This window comes from Fibrobacterota bacterium (genome assembly GCA_019509785.1).
Lineage (GTDB): Bacteria > Fibrobacterota > Fibrobacteria > UBA11236 > UBA11236 > Chersky-265.
Genome location: JAEKLQ010000022.1, coordinates 113,737 through 134,890, shown reverse-complemented (window position 1 = coordinate 134,890; position 21,154 = coordinate 113,737). Strand labels below are relative to the sequence as shown.

21 protein-coding genes are annotated in these 21,154 nt (G+C 62.0%); 13 read left to right on the top strand and 8 right to left on the bottom strand.

The features are described from left to right. Window positions 1-15: 15 nt before the first annotated feature. Both JF616_01875 and JF616_01870 read left to right on the top strand, forming a co-directional pair. On the top strand, window positions 16-1,482 hold the full coding sequence (locus tag JF616_01875) for a DUF692 family protein (protein MBW8886479.1): 1,467 nt from the start codon (window positions 16-18) through the stop codon (window positions 1,480-1,482). 129 nt (window positions 1,483-1,611) lie between these two features. Further along, entirely contained in the window at window positions 1,612-2,097 is a 486-nt protein-coding gene (locus tag JF616_01870) for a GNAT family N-acetyltransferase (protein ID MBW8886478.1), read from the top strand. 56 nt (window positions 2,098-2,153) lie between these two features. Here the strand turns inward: JF616_01870 and JF616_01865 are convergent, their stop codons facing one another. Both JF616_01865 and JF616_01860 read right to left on the bottom strand, forming a co-directional pair. Further along, window positions 2,154-2,462, bottom strand: a complete 309-nt coding sequence (locus JF616_01865; GenBank protein ID MBW8886477.1) for a thioredoxin family protein — start codon at window positions 2,460-2,462, stop codon at window positions 2,154-2,156. Between the two features lie 8 nt (window positions 2,463-2,470). After that, the gene (locus tag JF616_01860; GenBank protein MBW8886476.1) at window positions 2,471-2,734 is read right to left on the bottom strand and encodes a helix-turn-helix transcriptional regulator; all 264 of its coding nucleotides are present in this window, start codon (window positions 2,732-2,734) and stop codon (window positions 2,471-2,473) included. Between the two features lie 123 nt (window positions 2,735-2,857). Between JF616_01860 and JF616_01855 the strand changes: the two genes are divergently transcribed. The 5 genes from JF616_01855 to JF616_01835 are packed head-to-tail and all read left to right on the top strand — an operon-like array spanning window position 2,858 to window position 5,747. Continuing rightward, window positions 2,858-3,286: a hemerythrin family protein gene (locus JF616_01855; protein MBW8886475.1), complete on the top strand. Its 429-nt coding sequence runs from the start codon at window positions 2,858-2,860 to the stop codon at window positions 3,284-3,286. Between the two features lie 11 nt (window positions 3,287-3,297). Then, the gene (locus JF616_01850; protein MBW8886474.1) at window positions 3,298-3,717 is read left to right on the top strand and encodes a DUF1801 domain-containing protein; all 420 of its coding nucleotides are present in this window, start codon (window positions 3,298-3,300) and stop codon (window positions 3,715-3,717) included. 11 nt (window positions 3,718-3,728) lie between these two features. Continuing rightward, complete coding sequence (locus tag JF616_01845; GenBank protein ID MBW8886473.1) at window positions 3,729-4,469, top strand: ABC transporter ATP-binding protein; 741 nt, start codon at window positions 3,729-3,731, stop codon at window positions 4,467-4,469. Further along, window positions 4,469-5,272, top strand: a complete 804-nt coding sequence (locus tag JF616_01840) for an ABC transporter permease (protein MBW8886472.1) — start codon at window positions 4,469-4,471, stop codon at window positions 5,270-5,272. The genes JF616_01845 and JF616_01840 overlap by 1 nt, the downstream gene beginning before the upstream one ends. Window positions 5,273-5,330: 58 nt before the next feature. Continuing rightward, a complete protein-coding gene (locus JF616_01835) occupies window positions 5,331-5,747 on the top strand; it encodes a VOC family protein (GenBank protein ID MBW8886471.1) in 417 nt (138 codons plus the stop codon). Window positions 5,748-5,759: 12 nt separating this feature from the next. Here JF616_01835 and JF616_01830 read toward each other — a convergent pair whose 3' ends face one another. After that, on the bottom strand, window positions 5,760-7,058 hold the full coding sequence (locus JF616_01830; GenBank protein ID MBW8886470.1) for an RNA polymerase sigma factor: 1,299 nt from the start codon (window positions 7,056-7,058) through the stop codon (window positions 5,760-5,762). Window positions 7,059-7,096: 38 nt separating this feature from the next. Here JF616_01830 and JF616_01825 point away from each other — a divergent pair, with 38 nt between their 5' ends. Next, window positions 7,097-7,876 carry a DTW domain-containing protein gene (locus JF616_01825; GenBank protein MBW8886469.1) on the top strand — a complete coding sequence of 260 codons (780 nt, stop codon included), beginning with the start codon at window positions 7,097-7,099 and terminating at the stop codon, window positions 7,874-7,876. Here JF616_01825 and JF616_01820 read toward each other — a convergent pair. The 5 genes from JF616_01820 to JF616_01800 all read right to left on the bottom strand — a co-directional run bounded on the left by JF616_01820 (window position 7,873) and on the right by JF616_01800 (window position 15,641). Beyond that, complete coding sequence (locus JF616_01820) at window positions 7,873-8,832, bottom strand: hypothetical protein (protein MBW8886468.1); 960 nt, start codon at window positions 8,830-8,832, stop codon at window positions 7,873-7,875. The genes JF616_01825 and JF616_01820 overlap by 4 nt on opposite strands. A 42-nt stretch (window positions 8,833-8,874) precedes the next feature. Then, on the bottom strand, window positions 8,875-11,583 hold the full coding sequence (gene ligD / locus JF616_01815; protein ID MBW8886467.1) for a DNA ligase D: 2,709 nt from the start codon (window positions 11,581-11,583) through the stop codon (window positions 8,875-8,877). A 3-nt stretch (window positions 11,584-11,586) separates the two neighbouring features. Then, a complete protein-coding gene (locus JF616_01810; GenBank protein MBW8886466.1) occupies window positions 11,587-12,465 on the bottom strand; it encodes a Ku protein in 879 nt (292 codons plus the stop codon). Between the two features lie 145 nt (window positions 12,466-12,610). After that, window positions 12,611-14,281 carry a PQQ-dependent sugar dehydrogenase gene (locus JF616_01805; GenBank protein ID MBW8886465.1) on the bottom strand — a complete coding sequence of 557 codons (1,671 nt, stop codon included), beginning with the start codon at window positions 14,279-14,281 and terminating at the stop codon, window positions 12,611-12,613. Between the two features lie 298 nt (window positions 14,282-14,579). Beyond that, on the bottom strand, window positions 14,580-15,641 hold the full coding sequence (locus JF616_01800) for a hypothetical protein (GenBank protein ID MBW8886464.1): 1,062 nt from the start codon (window positions 15,639-15,641) through the stop codon (window positions 14,580-14,582). Window positions 15,642-15,862: 221 nt separating this feature from the next. On the opposite strand from JF616_01800, the gene JF616_01795 reads away from it, so the two are divergent. The 5 genes from JF616_01795 (at window position 15,863) to JF616_01775 (ending at window position 21,146) form a co-directional block, all read left to right on the top strand. Further along, complete coding sequence (locus tag JF616_01795; protein ID MBW8886463.1) at window positions 15,863-17,896, top strand: hypothetical protein; 2,034 nt, start codon at window positions 15,863-15,865, stop codon at window positions 17,894-17,896. A gap of 148 nt (window positions 17,897-18,044) precedes the next feature. Continuing rightward, window positions 18,045-18,452 carry a DUF3224 domain-containing protein gene (locus JF616_01790; protein MBW8886462.1) on the top strand — a complete coding sequence of 136 codons (408 nt, stop codon included), beginning with the start codon at window positions 18,045-18,047 and terminating at the stop codon, window positions 18,450-18,452. A gap of 83 nt (window positions 18,453-18,535) precedes the next feature. Next, window positions 18,536-19,159 carry a hypothetical protein gene (locus JF616_01785; GenBank protein MBW8886461.1) on the top strand — a complete coding sequence of 208 codons (624 nt, stop codon included), beginning with the start codon at window positions 18,536-18,538 and terminating at the stop codon, window positions 19,157-19,159. Window positions 19,160-19,177: 18 nt separating this feature from the next. Next, window positions 19,178-20,548 carry an amidohydrolase family protein gene (locus tag JF616_01780; protein ID MBW8886460.1) on the top strand — a complete coding sequence of 457 codons (1,371 nt, stop codon included), beginning with the start codon at window positions 19,178-19,180 and terminating at the stop codon, window positions 20,546-20,548. A 214-nt stretch (window positions 20,549-20,762) separates the two neighbouring features. Continuing rightward, window positions 20,763-21,146 (top strand): MerR family transcriptional regulator, encoded by a 384-nt coding sequence (locus JF616_01775; GenBank protein MBW8886459.1) that lies wholly within the window; start codon window positions 20,763-20,765, stop codon window positions 21,144-21,146. Window positions 21,147-21,154 lie beyond the last annotated feature (8 nt).

Below are 21,154 nucleotides of genomic sequence, written 5' to 3'. Positions count from 1 at the left end.
AAGGAGGAGGAACCAATGGCCGGCAATGGAACCGAAACGCATTCCGGCTCGCCGGAACGCGCGCCATCGGGCGTGGGACTCGTGTGGGTGCCCGGCGTCGAGCCCTTGCTCGCGCCGGGCACGGGACTGGTCGACATCATCGAGATCGAACCGCAAATGTGGTGGGACTATCGCGCCGGGGACGCGCGGCCCTACGCCATGCGGGAGGAGGCATTCGCTTTCCTGGAGCAAAGCGGCAAGCCGGTAATCGTCCATGGCGTGGGCGGCGGAGCGGCCGGGACGGTGCTACCGCCCCCGGGGATGACCGGGCATTTCCACGAAGTCTGCGCTCGGCTGAAGCCGGCGTGGATCAGCGAGCATTTGAGCTTTCTGCACCAGCGGGAGAATGGCGAGCGTTATTTCGCCGGCATGATGCTACCGCCCCTGCAGACCCCGGCGGGGGCCGAAACCGCCGTCGCGAGCATCCGGCAGGTATCGCGCGGGTTACCTGCCCCGTTCGCCCTGGAGACCCAGGTCAATTACCTGCGGTCCGCCTGCGGGACCTTGTCCGACGGCGAGTTCATGGCCCGGGTGTCCGATGGCCTGGATTGCGGCATCCTCCTGGATCTGACCAACCTCTGGGTCAATGAAAGGAACGGCCGCCAACCGGTGGAGGAATACCTGGACGCCATCCCGCTTGATCGCGTGATCGAAGTCCACCTGGCCGGGGCCCGTCTCGACGAAGGCGTCTGGCTGGACGCCCATAACGGCACCTTGCAGGACGAGGTCTTGGCCCTGGCCGAACGCGTCCTTCCGCGGCTCCGCAAGGTGCGGGCATTGACCCTGGAAGTCGTACCCTACTTCGTCCCGCGCGCCGGCATGGATCTTCTGGCGCAACAACTGCAAGTCCTTCGCGGCCTTTGGGACGGGCGCTATAAGGCCCGCGCCGAAGGTTCGCGTCCTCGAGCGGAGATTGCCTCGCGCGCCGACCTCATCCCCTTGGATTCCGCCGAAAGCATCACCCCTGCCGCATGGGAAAAGGCCCTCGGCCTCTGGACCGCCCAGGAACGGGAAGCGGGCCCGGTATTCCCGAAGCTCCGCGGCGATCGCGGCCTCGCCACCTACCGCATGATCGCCAACAGTTTCCGCTGGGGGAACCTCACCGACTTGATGGGGCTGGCCATGCAATTCTTGTTGCGCCTGAAAGGCGCGGCCTGGGTTGAGGAAATGTTGGCGGATTATTGCCGCTCGTGCATGCCCGGCCAATTCCCCATCCAAGAGACGGAGACCTTCGCCGCTTATATGCGCGCCCACCCCATCGATCATCCTTATTGGAAGAACGTCCTCGATTTCGAGGAGGCCAAATTGATCGCTTTGCGTTCGGGCCTTCCCCGGGAGATCCCCTTCGAGTACGAGCCCAACGCCTTGCTGGAAAGCGTGGCCCGCGGGGAGATACCGGTGGGATTGGCCGAAGGGAAATTCGTGGTGGAAGTCACGCCTTAGCAACGTTGGGGAAACGGGTTCGCAATAGGCCCGTTAGGCACCACGAAAATTGGACCTTGTTACCTCGCGGGAACCGAGGTAGGTTGCTGGCATCCCCGATCCCGGGGGACCCGTAACCGGAGGCAAATCATGACCCAAGCGAGCGCAATTCCGATGGCCATTCGTCCCGCGATCGAGGCCGATTCCGAGGAGTTGCTAGGGCTTTTCCAGGAAAATGATCGCAATCACGCCCGGCTTCTGCCGGGAGACGTCCGCAACCCGCGCGCCGCGCGGTCGCGCCGCCAAGTCCAGGACTGGATCTCGGATCGCAACGGGTTGCTCCTGGTTTGCGAACGCGCCGGGGAAATCGTCGCCTGCCTGCACGCCTCCCTGGTCCGTTCCACCGGATCGGCGAAAACCCCTCCGGTCCTCAGGGTCCACGACCTGATCGTCGCCCGCCGCATGCGCAATTCCGGCATCGGGTCGACCCTCATGTCCGAAGCGGAGGAATGGGCCCGTCGCCACCGGGCCCGTAGCGTTCAGATGGAAGTCCTGGCCCGCAACCATGAAGCCTTTTCCTTCTGCGACGAATTGGGTTTCGAGACCCTTTCGGCAAGCCTGGAAAAGCGCATTTGAAGCGGGGCCGGCGGCGCCGGCCCTTTGATTCCGCCGACGCTGCGGCCTATGCGCCCTTAAGCGGCGAAGCGGCCCAGCATGGCGTCGAAGCGCGAGGCGGGTAGCGCGCCCACTTGGCGATGCACCTCTTTCCCGTCCTTGAATACCACATAGGTCGGAATGGCCTGAACGGCGTAGCGGTTGAAAAGATCCGGTACGGCTTCCTGATTGGCTTTCAGGAACCGTAGCGCAGGGAATCGGGTTGCCGCCGATTCGTAGATGGGATCCATTACCTTGCATGGCGGGCACCACTGCGCCGAAAAGGCCACCACGGATACGCCCTCGTCCATCGCCGGGGCCGCGCCTTGTTCCAGATACGTCACCATACCGCCTCCTATTCCGCCACCGGCTGCGCCGTGAGCGATGCTTCCAGCCGTACTGGAAGCGGGTTGAAATTGGGAAAGAAAAAATCCGGCCGAACGCCCTTCACGTAACCGAAATCGCACATCAGGCCGATATGCTCGGCGCTGGGAACGGAAAAACCGGTTTCCCAACGGGCCACAGTGCATTGGGGGACCTGCAAAACCGCCGCGAGGCCGACTTGGGTGAGGCCTACTTTCTGCCTGAATTCTCGAATTTTCTGGGCTGCGAAGGGCATTTTATATCACCTATGCTATAATATAGCACAAACGCTATATAAGTCAAGGAGATTTTCCGCCACTATGGCAATCCTCCCTTTCGATGATCGCCCCTCCCTTATACTCGGTTCCGAGGGCCCACCATGAATAGCTTCGTATGGAGTCCGCTTTACACGGTCGGAGTCCCCGACATCGATGGGCAACACAAAGGCCTCATGTGCGCGATGCACGAATATTACCTGTGCCAGTCGAACGAGGAGCACGATCAGGCGCGCGGCGCCCTCGGCCGGCTTCTCACGCTTACCGTAAACCATTTCCAGGACGAAGAGGAGCTGATGCGCCAGGCCCGGTTTCCCCATATCAAGGATCATATGCGCACCCATCGCGAACTGTTGCATGTCATGGATGGGTTGGCGCGCAAATATCTGAAAGCCCCGAATACGGCCACCGCCGGAAGGCTCTGCAACTTTTTCAGGGTGTGGCTTACGCGGCACATCCTGGGAGACGACAAGAAATACGTTCCTTATATTATTACCTCGGAGGAATTAAAGAGGGCCGCGGCCGGCCGATAAGGGACTTCGTTATGGCAGCGCGCAAGAAGAAGACTACCGGAAAACGGCCCTCTGCCCAGGGTCCCGCGAAGGGAAGGACGGGGAGATCGCCCACCGTCGCGGAATATTTCGCGAACCTGGACCAGGAGAAGCGCGCAGGCATGGAAAAGCTACGCCGCACCCTGAAAGCCCTCCTCCCCGGGGCCGAGGAATGCATCAGCTATGGCGTGCCCGCTTTCCGGAATCCGGACGGAGTGGTTGCCTACTACGCGGCCATGAAATCGCATCTTTCCTTCTTTCCGACTTCCTACCCGATCGAAGTTTGCGCGCAAGACCTGAAGGGCTATGCGACCAGCCGGGGTACCATCCGCTTTCCCATCGATGCGCCTTTGCCGGCGGCATTGGTGAAGAAGTTGGTAAAAGTCCGCTTGCGGCAGATGGCGAAAAACTAGCTTAGCCCGCCATGCCCGTACTCTCGGCCCAAGGCCTTTGCAAGACTTATGGCGACGTCGACGCCGTGCGCGACGTTTCCTTCGCGGTCGAAAGCGGCGAAATCGTAGGGCTGCTGGGACCCAACGGCGCGGGCAAGACCACCACATTGAACATGGTGCTGGGGGTTTTGGAACCCACGTCGGGCAGCATCGCCATCGAAGGGATGGATCTGCGCAAGCACCGGGCGCAGGCACTGGACCGCACCAACTTCGCGGCCGTATACGCGGCCCTACCCGGCAATCTTACCGTCTACCAGAACCTGCGCGTGTTCGGCCTCATCTATTCCGTGCCCGATCTCAAAGCCCGCATCGAGGAATCCCTGGCCGAATCCGATCTGATCCGTTTCCGGAATACCAAATGCGGGGTCCTGTCCTCCGGGGAGCAGACGCGCGTGTCGCTGGCGAAGGCCATGATCAACCGCCCGCGCCTTCTCCTGCTCGACGAGCCCACGGCCTCGCTCGATCCCGCCATGGCCCGCGACATCCGCCGGCGCATCCGCGCCTTCGCGGCCGCCGGCACCGGCGGCGTGCTCTGGACCTCGCATAACATGTACGAGGTGGAGGAGGTCTGCGATCGGGTGCTCTTCATTTCCAAGGGCCGCATCCTGCTGGAAGGGGATCCCCGCAAGCTGCCCGCCGCCAATGGCAAGAAAACCTTGGAAGAACTCTTCATCGCCTTGGCCCGCGAGTCCCTGATCCCGGAGGCTCCCTGATGTCGGCCGCGCGCGTCTTGGCCGTCGTACTGCGCCAGTACTATCTCATCCGGGGCACCTTCGCGCGCTTCTTGCCATTGTTCGCCTGGGTCGCCATCGATATGCTCACCTGGGGGTTCCTTTCGCGTTACCTCGACTCGGTGGCGGGCTCGCCGCTCAATTTCGTACCCCGCCTTTTGGGAGCCGTGCTGCTGTGGGATTTCCTGGTGCGCGTGGCCCAAGGCGTCACCACCGCCTTTCTCGAAGACGTGTGGTCGCGCAACTTCCTCAACTTCTTCGCCACCCCGCTCACCGTGGGGGAGTATCTCGCCGGCCTGATGCTCACGAGCATCGCCACCAGCCTGGTCGGGCTCCTCGTCATGCTGGCGATGGCGACCACGGTCTTCGGCCTGCCGTTCTTCGCCTTGGGCGCGCTCTCCTTTCCCTATCTCCTCATCCTCTTCTTCACCGGCATTTCCCTGGGCGTGTTCGGGGCGGGACTGGTGTTGCGCCTGGGTCCCGCGTCGGAATGGTTCATCTGGATGATCCCGGCCACCCTGGGGCCCTTCGCCGCCGTCTTCTATCCCATGTCCAGCCTGCCGGGATGGATGCGCGCCATTTCCTACCTGGTTCCGCCCTCCTACGTCTTCGAAGGCCTGCGTTCGGTGGTGGGCGGCGGGCGTTTGGCCTGGACGCCTCTCCTGGCGGGAGGGGCCTTGACCGCATTCTACGCGGCTTTGGCCATCGGCTTCTTCCGGATCACCTACCGGCGCGCCATTCGCACGGGCCTGATCGCCCGTTACAGCGCCGAATCCGTTTCGTGATCCCCGCAACGGTTGCGGGAATTTATATTCCCGGAACCATCCGGGAAGGACGCATACCATGAAGTCGCTTACGCCCCACCTCAATTTCCAGCCTGGCAAAACCCGCGAGGCGCTCGGGTTTTACAAGCAAGCCCTACGCGGCGAAATCGAAAGCATCCAGACTTACTCCGATGCGAAGTTGGACGTTCCGCCTCCCCTCCGTGACGAAGTCGTGCATGCCGTGTTCAAGGCCGGCGCTGTCCGATTCACCGCTTCCTCCGGCAATCCGCAAAACCCGGTCAAGGCCGGCACTAACACCAAATTGCTGCTGGAGTTCGGCGACGGCAAAGAACAGGACGCGGTTTGGAAAGGCCTAAGCGAAGGCGGCGAGATCGGAATGCCCTTGCAGGATACCTTCTGGGGCGCCCGCTTCGGCATGCTCACCGACAAATACGGCATCAACTGGATGCTGAACTGCCCGAAACAACAACCCTGACCGGCGCGGCCATCAGGCCGCTCCATCGGGACTACCTGGCCCTTTGCCCCACATGCAGGCCTCCGCGCGCGCCCTGAGGAAGGCCTGTTCCTTTTCATTGCGCGTCAGATCCGCCGCGCGCGCGAATTCCCCCGCGGCGTCCCCGAAGCGTCCCAGTTTGTACAGCAAGTCCCCGCGCACCGCGGGCAGCAGATAATAGCCTTTCAGCGCGGGTTCCCCGGAAAGACGCTCGACCGCCTCCAGCCCAATCCGGGGCCCATAGGCGTAGGCCAGCGCCACCGCGCGATTGAGATCCACCACGGGCGAAGGCGCGATCTTGGCCAGGGACTCGTAGTTGGAGGCGATGAGGGCCCAGTCGGTCTCCGCCGCGGTCCGCGCGCGCGCATGGCAGGCGGCGATGGCGCCTTGCAGTCCGTACGGGCCGAGGCCGGGCCCTACGTTTTCCGCGCGGGCCAAGGCGTCCAGTCCCCGTTGGATCAGCAAGCGATCCCAGGCCGCGCGGTTCTGTTCCGTCAAAGGGATGACCTCCCCCTTCGGCCCGATGCGGGCCGCCGTCCGCGACGCCTGGATCTCCATCAATGCCGCCAGGCCATGGACCTCCGATTCCTGCGGCGCCAAGCCCTGCAGGACGCGGCCCAGGCGCAGGGCGTCTTCGCAGAGGGCCGGGCGCATCCAATCCCCGCCCGACGTGGCGGAATAGCCTTCGTTGAAGATGAGGTAGATGACCTCCAGGACCGACGCCAGGCGGGTGGCGAAATCTTCGCCGCGCGGGACCTCGAAGGGAACCTTGGCTTCGGCCAGGGCGCGCTTGGCGCGCACGATGCGTTGGGCCATGGTGGCTTCGGGGACCAGGAAGGCGCGGGCGATCTCGTCGGTGGCGAGGCCGCCCACCAGGCGTAGGGTGAGGGCCGTGCGCGCTTCGGTCGAAAGTACCGGATGGCAGGCCGTGAAGATGAGGCGCAGCATATCGTCCCCGATGGGATCGTCGAGGGCCTCGTCCAGATCGGCCTCGGCGCGATCGGCCGCTTCGTCCAGTTCCCGTCCCAGGGCCAAATGCTTTTCATGGTGGAGCTTTTCGGAACGCAAGCGATCCAGGGCGCGATGCTTGGCGGCCGTGGTCAGCCAGGCGGCGGGATTATCGGGCAGCCCCTCGCAGGGCCATTTCTCCAAGGCGGAAAGGAGGGCCTCCTGCGCGCATTCCTCCGCCAGCCCTACGTCCCCGAGGATGCGGGCGATGGCGGCGATGATGCGCGGCGATTCCATGCGCCATACGGCGGCCAGGGTGCGTTCGACGGGGGTCGGAGAGGCCATGGTCCAAATATATCAAGACGGGTTGCTAACTTTATCCCGTGGACAAAGCCGCCTATCTCGCCCGCAAACGGGCCCTCGTCGAACAAGCCCCCGATTACCCCCGCGAGCGCCTCTGCTACCGCTGCCATTGGCTGCCGCATCTGTGCCGTTGCCCCTGGATCCGGCCCTTCGCCACCCGCACCCTTTTCGTCCTGCTCATGCATCCCAAGGAAGCCAGGCGGGAGCGCCTGGGGACCGGGCGCCTGACCCATGCGGCCATGCTGGATTCGGAGATCATCGTGGGCGTGGATTTTACCGCGGATGCGCGCGTCAACGCCCTGATATCCGATCCCGCCAACCTGTGCATGGTCCTCTATCCCGGGGAAAAGGCGCTGGACATTTCCCGAGGGGACGTAACCCCTTTGTTACGGGAGGCGGAAGCGGGCCGGCGCCTGACGGTGTTCCTCATCGACGGGACCTGGCAATGCGCCAAGAAGATGATGACCCTATCGCATAATATCCGGGCCCTGCCCCGCATCTCCTTCGCGCCCGCGGGGGAATCGGTTTTCGAAATCAAGGAGCAGCCCGCCCCCTGGTGCCTTTCGACCTTGGAATCCATCCACCGTTTCCTGGACGAATCCGATCGCCGCGGACTGGAATCCTTGCCGGGCCGGCCGCAGGATACCCTCATGGACGTGTTCCGTTCCATGATCGAATTCTCGCTGCGCTGCGCGGCCGATCCGTCCTTGAACAGGTATCGCGAAAGCAAAACCGGCTATACGACCCGGGCTGAGCGCCGCAAACGGGCCAACGCGCGCGGGATTTTCCTGCGGGATTAGTCCCGGCGCGGATCCGCGCCCGATCCGGGCCCGGCGTCGGCGGCCGGCATTTCGGCCGCTCCGGTACGCAGCAATTCGGCCACTTCCTCCTCGTACCGCTCCAGGAATCCGGCCAAGGCCTCGTGCGGACCGCGTCCCGAGGCGCGCGCGGAATGCAGCCGCTCGTACAGGGCGCGCATGAATTCCCGGATCCGCCGGCCATGGCGGTCGTGCTCACCCTGGAGAAAGAGGCGATCCAGAAAGCGCAAATTGCTTTCGCGGTCGGCTTCCGGTATGCCTTCCAGGCCGCCCAGGGCGTTCAGGAGGAATAGGGCCGCGGGTATATCGCTCAAGCTATGCTGCTTCACATGCACGATGGATTCGACGATGCGCAGGGCGCGCTCCTCCAGGAAAGCCATCTCGGCGGCGTATGCATCGGCCCCGCCGCCCAAGCGCGCCACCGCCGCGGCGAGGCGAAGATGATTGTAACGCACGATCATCACGTGCAGGGAAGGGAAGCAGTAAGCGTTCCGATCGAACGCATGGATCAGCAGGGAGTCGGCCCGGAAGCGCGGACCGGGCCGGTTGGCCACGGTGGAATCGCGCACGGTGAATACCTTCCAGGCTTCCCGGAACAAGATTCCCAAGCCCTCGATAAAGCCTTCCATTTCGGGCAGGGCGCGATCGCCGAAGCGCAGATGGAGCCAGCCGAGGGATCCCTGCCATAGGCGGACGAAACCCAGGTAACTCGCAAGCCACGTCTCATCGAAGGGAACGGCCGCATCCAGCTCCATATCCAGGGCGACCCGGTGCCGCCGATGGGCGGTGTATTGGGGCAGAATATAGGTCCTGAGGATGGTTATAAGCAGCCGTAGACAGCGCAGGCCGAAGCGGGGATGGGCGATGATGAGCCAGTACAAGCGCCGCAGGGATGCGGAAGAAGTGATGGCATGCCGGGGAGGAGGAAGGCCGGGCATGGGAATAAGGTAGGCAATTCCCGCGGGCTCCGTGAGGCCCGGCTACAATAACTTCCCCAGCTTCTTCAACGCCCCGTCCATGGCGTTCCCCTGCTTCAGCGCATCCGCGAAGAGATCCCCCTTCCTCTCCAGGCGCTTGGGCATGGTCTTCATGTTGAAGTCTTCCATGGCGAACTTCTTCTTCAACTCGCCCCATTCCAAGGCGGCGCTCACGGGGGCGCCCGGCTTTTCGCGGACCGAATACACCGAGGCCACCGATTTGCCGCGCGAATTCTGCATGCAATCCAGGTAGATGCGGCCCTTGGGGCGCGCCTTGATGCTGCGTTCCACCGTGAAGGTATCCGGTTTCAGCTTGGCCGCATAGGCCCCGATCATTTCGGCGAAGGCCAGGCCTTGGGTGAAATCGTAGCGCGGCTTCAAGGGCACGTAGATATGGATACCGCGCGACCCGGAGGTCTTGACCCAGGCCGAAAGGCCCAGGCCGTCGAGCACTTCCTTGATAAATAAGGCCGAGGAGCAGACTTCCGGAAAAGGCACGCTGTCCTGCGGGTCCAGATCGAAGACCGCGAAATCGGGCCGCTCGGGATGGGGCAGGCGCGAGAGCCAGGGGTTCTGCGGTATAACGCCCATGTTGGCCAACCAGAGCAGAGACTCTCTATTCTGGCAAAGCGCATAATGCACCAGGCTTCCGTCCTCTTCCTTCAGGGGGGCGCGCGTCACGAAGGACGGGGCGGATTTCACGTCATGCTGGAAGAAGGCCGGTTTGCCGATGCCGTTCGGGAAGCGCTTCAGGATCAGGGGACGGTCCTTGAGATGCGGCAGGATCCAATCGGAAACCGCATCGTAGTAGGCGATGAGATCGCCCTTGGTGTATCCGTCGCGGGGCCAGTAGACCTTGTCGGGATGGGTGATCCCGGGGGTATCCTGGGTGTTACCCTGGCGATCCGGTTGCCGTTTCCGGGTCTTCGAGGTTTTAGGCCCGGCGCCTTTATGGCCTCCCTTGGCGCCGCGTCCGCCCGCCTTGGAGCCGCCCGCCTTGGACCGGGTCCCGCCTTCGGCCCGTTCGCGCCCGGCTTCCGCTTCCTCCACCACCTCGTCGGTGGGCCGGGCGAATTCACGCACGCACGCCTTCGGATCCTTATCCGGGCGCAGCCCCATGAATATGGGCTGGCGCATGCGTCCGTCTTCGGTCCACTCGGCGAATTCGACTTCGGCCACCAATTTGGGCTTGATCCATTGCACCTTCTCATTGGTTTTGGGGACCGTGGCGAAGGGGCACTTGGCGGTTTCCAGGGGCTTCATGAACCCGTGGACCTCCTTCAGCAGCTTGGCGTTGAAGCCGCCGCCTACATGGCCGGCGAAGCGGAGTTCGCCTCCGCCGTACAGGCCTGCGACCAGGGATCCGAACAGGATGCGGCTACGGCGCGGCTCGGTATAGCCGCAGATCACGATTTCCTGCCGGAGCTTGGACTTTATCTTGAGCCAGTCATCCGAACGTCCGGCGCGGTAAACCGAACCCGAGCGTTTGGCCACGATGCCTTCGAGGCCCAACTTCACCGCATTACGGAAGATTTCCTTCCCGTCGCGGGCGAAATGTTCCGAGTAGCGCCAGGCGCCGCCCCCGGGCAGGATGCGCTTAAGCAAGGCCTTGCGTTCCAATAGGGTACATCCGGTCAGATCCTGGCCGTCCAAATGCAAAAGATCGAAGGCGTAATAAACGATGATGCCCGCGCTATCGCGGCCTTTCCCTTTCAATCGGTTCTGCAGCAATTGGAAACGCGGCGCGCCTTGATCATCCAGGGCCACGATTTCCCCGTCGATGAGGCAGGACTTGGCCTTGAGGCTATCGCGGGCCAGCAGTTCGGGAAACATATCGTCCAGGCTGTGCCGGTTGCGCGAGATGAGATGGAGGCTGCTCGCGTCCACGCGCGCCAGGGCGCGCCAACCGTCGAACTTGCTTTCGAACACCCAATCGGGATGATCGAAGGGTTCATCGGCGAGAGTGGCCAACATGGGTTCTACGAAAACCGGCAGGGGGGATTTCTTGGCGCCAGCTGGCCACCGGCCCGAGGCACCCGTTGACGCGTTTTCCGGCGCTCCGGCTCCGGTCCCCGCCCGGCCCCTTGCTCCCCGCCCGCGATCCTCGCGGTCTCGCACGGGAGTCCAATCCTTCACGTTACGCAGGGCCGATTTCGGGATCTCGAACCCCTGCGGCCGTTCCGAGCGGGAGCCATAAGGCAATATGCGCGGAGTCTCCCAGCCGGGCTGCGCGTCCTCGTCATGCTTCTTGAAAAAGAGCCATTGGCGATCGCCGTGCGCGCCGTGGATGAGCATGAAAACGCCGCGCAATTTCTCCCCATGGAATTCCAGGTGCAATTTGCCTTTGCGATAAGCCTCCATCGGCTCTTCACCCGTAGGCACGCGATAGCTTCCCCGATCCCAGATCACCATCTGGCCCGCTCCGTAATTGCCGTCGGCGATGGAGCCTTGGAATTCCAGGTACTTGACGGGATGATCCTCGGTTTCCACCGCCAGGCGGCGCACCTCGGGATCCAGGCTCGGCCCCTTGGGCACCGCGAACGACTTCAGCACTCCGCCCATCTCGATGCGCAGATCGTAATGCAATCGGCTGGCATGATGCTCATGCACCACGAAGCGGCCGCCCCGGCCCACCCCCATTTCCGCCCGCGGCTCCGGCGTATGCGAGAAATCGCGCTTCTTCCGGTATTTGACCAGGGATCCTTTGGGCATGGCTCATCCCGCCTTCTTACGATGGTAATGCCGCTCCGAGTGGGCATGATCCTCGACTTCGGCCCGCGCGGCTTTCCCGGCTTTCTCCGCCCCCCGCTGGGGACCCGCCTTCCCGCTTTTCTCCAGGCTTTGCTTAAGGCGTTCCATCAAATCGATCACCTTGCGATCCGGACCGGCGGCGCCCTTGCCGCGCTTGCCCGCCAGCGAGCCCGCCTTCTTGCGGATGGTCGCTTCCAAGGCTTCCCGATGGGCGTTGGCGAATTCTTCCGCCCGGAAATGCCCCTTCAAAGTGCCCACCAATTGCTTGGCGAGATCGAGTTCCTTCTTACCCACCACGGCGCCTTCGGCGGGGAACTGGAGGAGCTTGGGATCCTCCATCTCTTCGGCGAAGTGCATCAGGTTAAGCAGGATGGCGGGCCCATCGCATTTGAGCGCGGCCAGATGCTCCCGGTTGCCGAATTGGATCTTGCCCACGCCTACCATGCCCGAGGCGCGGATGGCCTCGCGCAAAAGCACGTAGAGGTTCTCGGCATTGCGCGCCGGCATGATGTAGTACGGCCGCTCGTACAATTTCGAATCGATCTCCTCTTCCTTCACGAACAGGGAGATCTCGAGATTGCGCGTGTTGGGCGCCTGGCCCGTCTCCAAGTCTTCCTTCTCGAGAGGGACATACACGTCCTTCTCTTGTTGGAAGGCCTTGACGATTTCGTCCGCGCTGAGGATCTTGCCGCAGCGCTTGCAAACCTTCTGGTAGCCGATGCGGCCATGGTCCTGCTTATGCAGCAGATGGAATTCGAGATCCTTGGATTTGAACGCCGGATAGAGGGTGATGGGGATGTTCACGAGGCCGAAGCTGATGGTTCCTTTCCAGGCTGTCGGCATGGGCATCTCCTCGGAGGCGGGTCCAAGGGGAAACTAGGTTTGGGCCGGGGCGGGAGCAAATGCCAGAACCGTTCCGGACGGAACTCCCGGCACGGCCCCAGCTTATGAAGCGCTATTAAAACAAGGGACGAGGAAAGCCCCGGATTTACCGGACCCGGATCTGGACCACCGCGGAGCCGGCCGTCTTCGGCAGCTCCACCCGTTCTTCCAGGCGGGAATCGCCGCTCCGGGAATAGGACCATATTTTATGGCCATCCAGACCGTAGACATCGGCGCCCGTCGCGCCCGCCGGAAGCCGGAAACCGGATATACCCATGATGGCCTGGAAGGAGCGATACCGCGGGGCGGACTCCTGCGGCGCCTTCAAGCCGACCGCGCAGCTCGCTTCGTTCAGCGGGCCGCGGTATTCGATTTTGTAAAAGGCCTTCGCGCCGCCGTTATACCCGCTCGTGCTCCACTGCAAAACGTACATCGCCCCGTTGGCGCCGAATATGATACTGATATCCGACCCCCAAGTATGGCCGGTGAGGGGAATGTCCTCGATTTTCGCGACGCCCCCGAGCGCATCCAGGCTGATCATCTTGGTGAGGTTCCGGCTCCAGTCCCAGAAGATCATTTTCCCATGGTAATAAGGGGGGAATTTGACGTCGGAAACCAGCGCGGCGCTGTATTGATAGAAGGGCCCTATCATGGCGGTCTCGGCGCCGGTTCCGAAGTCCGGGAAGTCTTTCGTATTGGCGATGGAATACCACGCGACCGGCGCCGTGGAGGGCGGCAATTTCGTGATACCCTTGTTGTTGGGGGAGTCGTTCACGGGATTGGCGCAATCGAATTTTTCGTCGAGATGGACCTCGCCGCCGCCGGAATAGTCCACCTTGTTGTACGGAAAATTATTGCCGTTGCAATAGGGCCAGCCGTAAAAGCCCCCTCCCGGCTTGGTCAGGTTGATTTCGTCGTGCCCGGCGCGGCCCTTGGTGCTGTTATCGACGGTCGCGTCCGGCCCGACCTCGGCGGAATAGACCCAGTCGGTATTCGGTTTTACGGAGATGCGGTAGGGGTTACGGAAACCCATCGCGTAAATCTCCTTCTTCACGAGCGTCATATCGGTCGCGGGCAACGTCGCGGCGATCGTTTCCCAGAAGTTCCCGGCCGGGATTTGGTAGGTCGTACCGACGCCGGGGGTCGGGGTCTGGGTGTCGGGAAAGGGCATGGGGGTTACGCGCAGGATTTTCCCGCGGAAGTCCATGGTATTGGCGGCGGACCGCCCGGCGTCCTTGATGGGAGTCCGGATATCGATCGATCCGTATCCGCTATTCGACTGCGGGCTGGTATCGCATCCCGAAGAAATGAGGAGATTGCCATGGCTGTCGAAGGCCATGCCCGCGCCCAGGTGGGCATTGGTTTCCTTGGGGATCGTCAACAAGGTCTTCTGCGAACTCACGTCGAGGACATCGCCGGTCATCTTGAAACGGGCCACTACGTCGTTCCCGCCCGCCTTGGGCGAGAAGCGGATGTAGATCCAACCGTTGCTCGCGAAATTCGGATCCAGGGTGAAGCATTGGAGCCCATGCTCATTGCTGTTGGCGACGGAAATTTTCCCCGCCACCGCCAATCTGGGGGTCCCGCCATCCCGGAAAATCAGGATCTCGCCCGTGTAGATATCCGATATGAAGATGCGCCCATCCGGGGCCAATACCATATTCGTGGGCGTGCTCAAGCCGGTCATGGTCAGATCCACGACGTGGAAATCCGAGGCGGCAGGAGCGGGACACGTAGCTTGGGCATGGGGAAAAGCGACGCAGGCAAACACGAGCATGCCTATTTTCCGGGCCTGGTATTTTATCGAGCTTCCGTTCCGTCCGATATCGGCCATAACCGGTCTCCTTGCAAAGCCCTAAGGCATAGGAATCCCTTATCATAATGCTAAGGCCGGGATTCTACCTGCCGGACCGCGGGGGGATTGGATCCGGTTAGGCCCAACAGAACGGTAATGAGACGGGTACCATGCCGGGGCGAGGCGCGAATGGCCTATAATCCCCAAGGACGGGGCAAGCCCGGCTCCAGTAACGGCGAAGTTACCTGCTCCGGGATCGGCCCCACCTCCCGAATTGCGATTAAAAAGGGCAGAGGTATTTATCTTCTTGGTCCCACATGAATTCGCTGTAGGGAAGATTGTTGATGTCATCGATGGTGAAATTCTTGCCTTCATAGAATCCGAGTACCATGTTGGGATACACACCCGGCAGTACCGCGTCCAGATTCAGGCTGGCGGTGGTTTCCCGGATATAGGCTCCCGTCATGCTCCCGTAATTGAATGCCAGGATGCCTGAACCGTATCCCGCGCTGTAGTCCTTTGTCAAGCGGATGGTGCTGAGGAAAGGCCCCTGGCAAGAACTACCGTGGGGCGGATTATTGTCGTAAATGGGGGCGGCGCTGGTAAACCGGCTTTCCGAGGATAGGTAATCAATGGCGCCGGAATTTTCGGTAACCATGACCGAAAAGGAGGTTTTCCCTGCGTTCTCACCCAGATAGTTATAGCCTAGGACGCGCACCATTTTGGCGGAACCGGTATTGTTCACCCAGGTAGCAGAAGCATTAACCCCCTCATAAGGCGAAAAGTCATCATTCCATGCCACGATTTTGACCTGGTAGGCGGCGGGATCCGCGCTCCCCGTCGTCTTATAGAATGCGATGACCGCCGGGTCCGTGCCAGGGTCCACGGCCCCGGAGTGGATGGTGATCGTCTGGCCATCGCCTACGTTCACATCGCGAAAATGCACGAAAAAGAAGTTGATGCGGCTGAGTTTAGCCGCGAAAGTTTTGAACACGACTTCGGTTTTGCCCAACCCTTGCGGCGCCACGGCTTCCGGAACTCCCGCCGGCGCCGCCTCGTCCTGTCCAGGGGCTAACTCAATGGGCGGAAGCCCATATTTGGCCCTCAGGCCGGGTGCGGCCTCGGCCATGGCCTTGGGAGACAGGCCCTGGGCCTTCAAGGCCAGCCAATCGTGTTCGAAGGCCGTCGCCGCCCGTGGGGAATCCGCCGGCTGTTCTGCCGGGGAAGGGGCGGCCGCCACTGGCGTTTCAGGTTGATTGCAGCCCATCAACCCCAATCCGAGGCTGATGGCGAGGGCCGCGGGTAAAACGGTGAAAGACGGCGAAAAAGAGAACGGGTTCATGCATATCCTTTCACGGGCTGAATTCGGGTCTCTGGTAGGATGCCTATCCGGGAAAAATTGTGCCGAACCGGGGATTTTTCGCGACCCGGATGTTTCCGCGAACGGGACACCCGTTTTTACCGACCAACCGGGTGCCTCTTATTCACTCCAGCCACGGACCCAACATGATGCGAACCCACTTACTTGCTCTCGGATCTTTATGCCTGGCGGCGGGATCGGCCATGGCCGCCCCCAAATTCCCCTTCCCCCAGGATCAGAAGTACGCATTCGGCATCAAGCCCGCCGGCGCCGACCACAATGACGTGCAGGCCGCTTATAAAATCTTCGTCACCAATTATTACGAAGAGAGCGGCGCCATGGCCCGCATCAAGTGGGACACACCCACGCAGACCGTGAGCGAGGGCATCGGCTACGGCATGCTCATCATGTGTTATATGGACAACGCGACCAACAATACGCAGGCGAAATTCGATAAGCTCTGGGCATACTACCAGAACTTCGCCAACGGCGCCGGTTTCATGAACTGGAAGATCAACGGCTTCTCGGGCGCAGCGGAACAGAACGGGGCCACCGACGGCGACTTCGACGCGACGCTCGCCCTGTGCCTGGCCTACTTCCAATGGGGGGACGCGAAATACAAGACCGCCGCCACCACCATGATCAACAAGCTGTACGCGAACGAGGTGAGCGCCTCCAAGGTACTCAAGCCGGGGGACGCTTTCGACAGTCCCAAGAACCCCTCCTACTTCGTGGCCGCGGCCATCGGCCTGTTCAACAAGCTCAAGTGGGATAGCAATGACTGGGCTTCCGTGCTCACGGCGAATTACGCCATGGTATCGGGGGCACAGAACGCGACCACGGGACTGGTGGCGGATTGGACCAATGATGCCGGCCAGCCGGACAGCCGTGGCGTCAACTACACCTACGATGCCGCCCGCGTACCCTGGCGCATGGGCCTGGCCTATGCCTGGTACGGGGATGCCAGCGCCAAGACCATCGCCAACAAGATGACTTCCTGGATCAAGACCAGCACCGCCGGCGATCCCGCCCTGATCATGTCCGGCTACCAGCTCAACGGAACCGCCGTCCAGAAATACAACCTGCCCGCCTACCTGGGGCCTTTCGGCGCCGGCGCCATGGTGGACGCCGCCAACCAGGCCTGGCTGGACGCTTGCTACAAGAAGCTGGCCAGCTTCATCGACGACGACAACTACTACAACGAATCCTTGCAGTTGATCAGTCTGCTCACCATGACGGGCAACATGCTGGACTTCTCCAGCGCGACCCCCAAGTCCGCTTTCACCATCACCGCGGGCGTGTCCCCGGCGAGCGCCGGTTCGGTCAAGCTCACCCCGGCCAAGGCCACCTATGCCTTGAACGATCAAGTGACCCTGGAAGCCGTCCCCACCGGCAGCAACACCTTCACCTCCTGGGGAGGGGACGTCACCGGAACGACGATCACCAAGACCGTCACGGTGACCAGCGACATGAACGTCACCGCTTACTTCAACGCGGGCGCGACCGATCTGATCGATGACGCCGAGGATGGCGATAATTACACCCGGCTCGGCACCAAATGGTTCACCTACGACGACGTCCTGAACAAAGGCGCATCCGTGGTCACGCCCAAGACCTCTACGACGAACCTGTTCACCATGGCAGCCGGCGGGGCCGCGGGCACGGCCAAATCCGCTAAGATCAGTTACTCCTTGGACAAAGGGAGCAACACCAATAACCCCTTCGTCGGCATGGGGTTTCCCTTGAACCCGCTCGGCGATTCGACGCCGGTGGACATCAGCACCTCCTCGGGCCTCACCTTCTATATGAAAGGTTCGACTTGCGACGTGCGCGTGGAGAACCTGGGCATCACCGATTTCGGATTCTTCTTCAAACGCTTGCCCGCCGCCGCGGATTGGACGCTCGTTTCGCTCAAGTGGAGCGATTTCGCGCAGGCCACCTGGGCGAAACCATCCAAGATGGATCTGACCAAGGCCACCAAGATCGCCTGGCAGACCACGGATAAAGGCGTGACGGGCGATAAGGGGGATATCAGCGTCGATGAAATCCATTTGCCCGGCTGGGTCGTACCGGTCATCGTGGGAATCAAATCGCCGCATACCTCCGCCTCCGCCGCCGGGCGCGCCCGCAGCCTCTTCGTGCGCCTCGACCACAACGGGCATCCCGTGCCCGGCTCCGTCATGTACAACGCCGCGGGACGGAGCATTTCCGTGCCGCAGGCCGTAAGCGGCCGCTGAACTCCGAAGGCGCGGGCCCTCCCCCGCGCCTTTTCCCGCCCGCGTCCCTCCGCGGCCGGATCCCGTCTTCCCGGTCGGCCTGGTTTCCATCGACCTCCCGCAATGGCAAAATGTTTATTGGATGAAGCACGGCGAAGCAGGAGGTTCCATGCGATGCAAAGCGAGCTATAAAATCGCGGGATGGGATGAAAAAACCTTTTCCGAGGCGGACGTTTCGGGCCCGGGCCATGCCGGCAAGTTATCCAAGGCCAGCGTGAGGAAAACCTATTCCGGGGACCTGGAAGGCGAAGGGTTCCTGGAATACCTGTTGGCCTATCAGGGCGACGGTTCGGCGGAGTACGTGGGATATGAACGCGTAACCGGCAAGTTGAATGGGTCGACGGGAAGCTTGGTGTTCCGCCATACCGGGACCTACGCCCATGACCGCATGGTTCAGACCACCGTCATCGTCGAGGGTTCGGGCACAGGCGGCTTGGCCGGCATTTCCGGAAAGACGGAAATCACCGCCGGCCACGATAAGGAGTATCCCTTCATCTTGGAATACGGGATACCGTAGGCCGAAGTTCCGATTCCGGGCTTTGGATATCGGAAAGAAGGATTAGATTCACAACCGTCGGGCTCCGGGGCCGGGAGGCGCTTGTGGCTAGGTTTTCCCATTCGATCATTCCCCTTCTGTTCGCCCTCTGCGGTCGCCCGTGGGCGCAGGGAGGGGCCTTGCTCCTGATCGATACCAGCTATGCCCATGGATCCGAAGCGGTGACCCGGCCCGAAGCCTCCTTTTCGCTTTCCGGAAGCACGCCGGCGGATTGGGCCGCTCCGGTGGACTATTCCCATGGAGCCGTATGGCTTCGCATACAGGTGAGCGAAAAGCCCACGCAGGCGGCGCTTCGATTACAGCCTTGTTTGGAACAGGATGCGGACCATGGAGGCATGCGGTCCTGCGCGCCGGCGCAGATGCTTTCCGATACCGGGACCTATGCATGGTCCGCCCCGCTGTCCCAATGGTCTCCCACGCTGTCCTGGCCGGTCCGGCCGGCCCGCATCATCGTCATCTTGCAAGACGCGTACGGCGTTCCCGTGGATCCCGGAGGAGCCGTCTGGGTAGGGAATCCCTATGCCTCGCTTTACTATCCCATGAAGATGCGCTTTTCCGCGGCCGTCCTTTCCGCGGCCGGAACCTTTCCGGGCTGGGACGCTTTGATATCCGCCGCGCTACGTCCCCCTACCGGCGCGGGCGCCGCGGTACCGGGCGCGCGCCCTTGACTTCTTAAGGAGTTCGCCATGTGGACCTTACCTCCGCGGAAATCCCGGCCCGAAGCGGAGCCCCAATCGCCATTGCAATTCCATCCGCGTTCCAACGGGGAGTTCCCGGCATGGGATCCCACGCCCCGGGAAATCGCCGCCGATCGATTGTTCCATGCCACCGCCGCGGAGAAGGCCAAGAGGCTCGGGATGTCGCGGCGGAAATTCATCGAGAGCGCCGCCGGCATGGCCACCGCCCTGGTTGTCCTGAACCAGGTGATGGGTTGCCGCCTATACGGGGTGGATGATGAGCATACGTATGATCCCGATCGCGCGAAAAACCTGCTGGCGCCGGAACAATTCATCTTCGACGGGCATACGCATCCCCGGGACCAGCTCGGCATCGAGGATTTCCTGCGGGCCATGTTCATCAACAGCACCACCACCTTGGCCTGCATCACCGTGGGGCAAGGCGCCGGGACCGGGCCCGACGATACGCAAGGATGGGCGGAGCACGTCGCCGTAAGGGAATTGGCCAACCGCATCTCCGGCGGCAAGCGCGTCGTCATCCAAGGCAAGGTATGGCCCAAGCGCGCTGGAGTCGCCATCCTCGATCAGGCCCAACTCGATGGCATGGAAACCATGGCCAGGCTGTGGAAGGTGGCGGCCTGGAAAACCTATCCCCATGAGGCGGACAATTGGCGCCTGGACGACGATGCCATCGGCATCCCTTTCATCGAACGGGGGCGGCAACTGGGGATCAAGGTATTCTCGATCCACAAGGGCCTGGGCACCAGTTCGCCCGTCGACGTGCCCGCCGCAGCCAGGCTTTATCCCGATTGCGTTTTCAACGTCTTCCATGCGGGCGTGGATAGCGACTATACGGAAGGGGAATATGATCCGGCCAATACCAAGGGCATGGATCGCCTGATAGCCGCCTTCGAGGCCGCCGGCAATCCCGGCAACGTGTACGCGGATCTGGGTTCCATATGGAACACCTATTCCGTCGGCTCGGCGGATGCGGCCGGGCATCTGCTGGGTAAACTCCTTAAGCATCTGGGCGAGGATCGCATCTGCTGGGGAACCGACGCCTTGGTGGTGGGCCAACCGGCGCCGCAGATCGCGTCCTTCAACGCCTTCCAGATCCCCCAGGCCTTGCAGGACAAGCATGGCTATCCCGCCCTGACCGCGCAGGCCAAGGCCAAGATCCTAGGGCTCAACAGCGCGCGCATCTACGGAATCGATCCGAAGGCAACCCTGAAAGCGGTATCGGATGATGGGCTGGCGCGCATGCGGGCCTTGGTGGAAGCGGGCGAAGCCCCTTATCGCCCGCATTTCGGCTGGGGCCCGCGGACGCGGCGGGAGTTTTTAGCGATGCTACGCGGAGAACGGCGCGAAGCCCGCAGTTAGACGGCAACCTTAGCGTCTTGCTGGTATTTTCCATCCGCTATCACTCGAAGTTTCTGCCGGGCCCGGATGGAAATTCCTTCCCATCCCTACCGCGAATCTTCGACTCCAACTTCAAAATCGGCATGAATAGGGCGGTTTTTAGGGGTTCCGGCGCTTGGCACCGGCCTTGCTTAACTACCCCGGCAGAACCATATCGCTTTCCGAAGGAGCGTCTATGTTTGCCGACACGATGGAAATGACCGAGAAGAAGACCCAGGAACCCCTTATCAGCATCCGCGATGCCGCGCGCATCATAGGCGTGCCGCCCCATACCATCCGGTATTGGGAGAAGGAGTTTTCCGATTTCCTGGTGGCCCCGCGCACCATGGGGAAACAGCGCCGTTACGGCGACGCGCAGATCAACAAGCTGCGCACCATCTTCCGCATGCTGAAGGAAGAAGGGTATTCGATCGCCGGCGCGAAGCGCGCCTTGGCGAAGCAGAACCAAGCCGCCAACTTGGCCAATAGCCAGGCCAGCGGCACCCTCGAAAGCCTGAGCGCGGAAATGGCCGAGAAAATCCTGGCCATGGTCAAGAACGAACTCCATTACCAGTTCTGATAGGTAAC

Coding starts and splice junctions, on each gene's coding strand:
- JF616_01875 (MBW8886479.1), top strand. CDS start 16: ATGGCCGGCAATGGAACCGAAACGCATTCCGGCTCGCCGGAACGCGCG.
- JF616_01870 (MBW8886478.1), top strand. CDS start 1,612: ATGACCCAAGCGAGCGCAATTCCGATGGCCATTCGTCCCGCGATCGAG.
- JF616_01865 (MBW8886477.1), bottom strand. CDS start 2,462: ATGGTGACGTATCTGGAACAAGGCGCGGCCCCGGCGATGGACGAGGGC.
- JF616_01860 (MBW8886476.1), bottom strand. CDS start 2,734: ATGCCCTTCGCAGCCCAGAAAATTCGAGAATTCAGGCAGAAAGTAGGC.
- JF616_01855 (MBW8886475.1), top strand. CDS start 2,858: ATGAATAGCTTCGTATGGAGTCCGCTTTACACGGTCGGAGTCCCCGAC.
- JF616_01850 (MBW8886474.1), top strand. CDS start 3,298: ATGGCAGCGCGCAAGAAGAAGACTACCGGAAAACGGCCCTCTGCCCAG.
- JF616_01845 (MBW8886473.1), top strand. CDS start 3,729: ATGCCCGTACTCTCGGCCCAAGGCCTTTGCAAGACTTATGGCGACGTC.
- JF616_01840 (MBW8886472.1), top strand. CDS start 4,469: ATGTCGGCCGCGCGCGTCTTGGCCGTCGTACTGCGCCAGTACTATCTC.
- JF616_01835 (MBW8886471.1), top strand. CDS start 5,331: ATGAAGTCGCTTACGCCCCACCTCAATTTCCAGCCTGGCAAAACCCGC.
- JF616_01830 (MBW8886470.1), bottom strand. CDS start 7,058: ATGGCCTCTCCGACCCCCGTCGAACGCACCCTGGCCGCCGTATGGCGC.
- JF616_01820 (MBW8886468.1), bottom strand. CDS start 8,832: ATGCCCGGCCTTCCTCCTCCCCGGCATGCCATCACTTCTTCCGCATCC.
- ligD (MBW8886467.1), bottom strand. CDS start 11,583: ATGCCCAAAGGATCCCTGGTCAAATACCGGAAGAAGCGCGATTTCTCG.
- JF616_01810 (MBW8886466.1), bottom strand. CDS start 12,465: ATGCCGACAGCCTGGAAAGGAACCATCAGCTTCGGCCTCGTGAACATC.
- JF616_01805 (MBW8886465.1), bottom strand. CDS start 14,281: ATGCTCGTGTTTGCCTGCGTCGCTTTTCCCCATGCCCAAGCTACGTGT.
- JF616_01800 (MBW8886464.1), bottom strand. CDS start 15,641: ATGAACCCGTTCTCTTTTTCGCCGTCTTTCACCGTTTTACCCGCGGCC.
- JF616_01795 (MBW8886463.1), top strand. CDS start 15,863: ATGGCCGCCCCCAAATTCCCCTTCCCCCAGGATCAGAAGTACGCATTC.
- JF616_01790 (MBW8886462.1), top strand. CDS start 18,045: ATGCGATGCAAAGCGAGCTATAAAATCGCGGGATGGGATGAAAAAACC.
- JF616_01780 (MBW8886460.1), top strand. CDS start 19,178: ATGTGGACCTTACCTCCGCGGAAATCCCGGCCCGAAGCGGAGCCCCAA.
- JF616_01775 (MBW8886459.1), top strand. CDS start 20,763: ATGTTTGCCGACACGATGGAAATGACCGAGAAGAAGACCCAGGAACCC.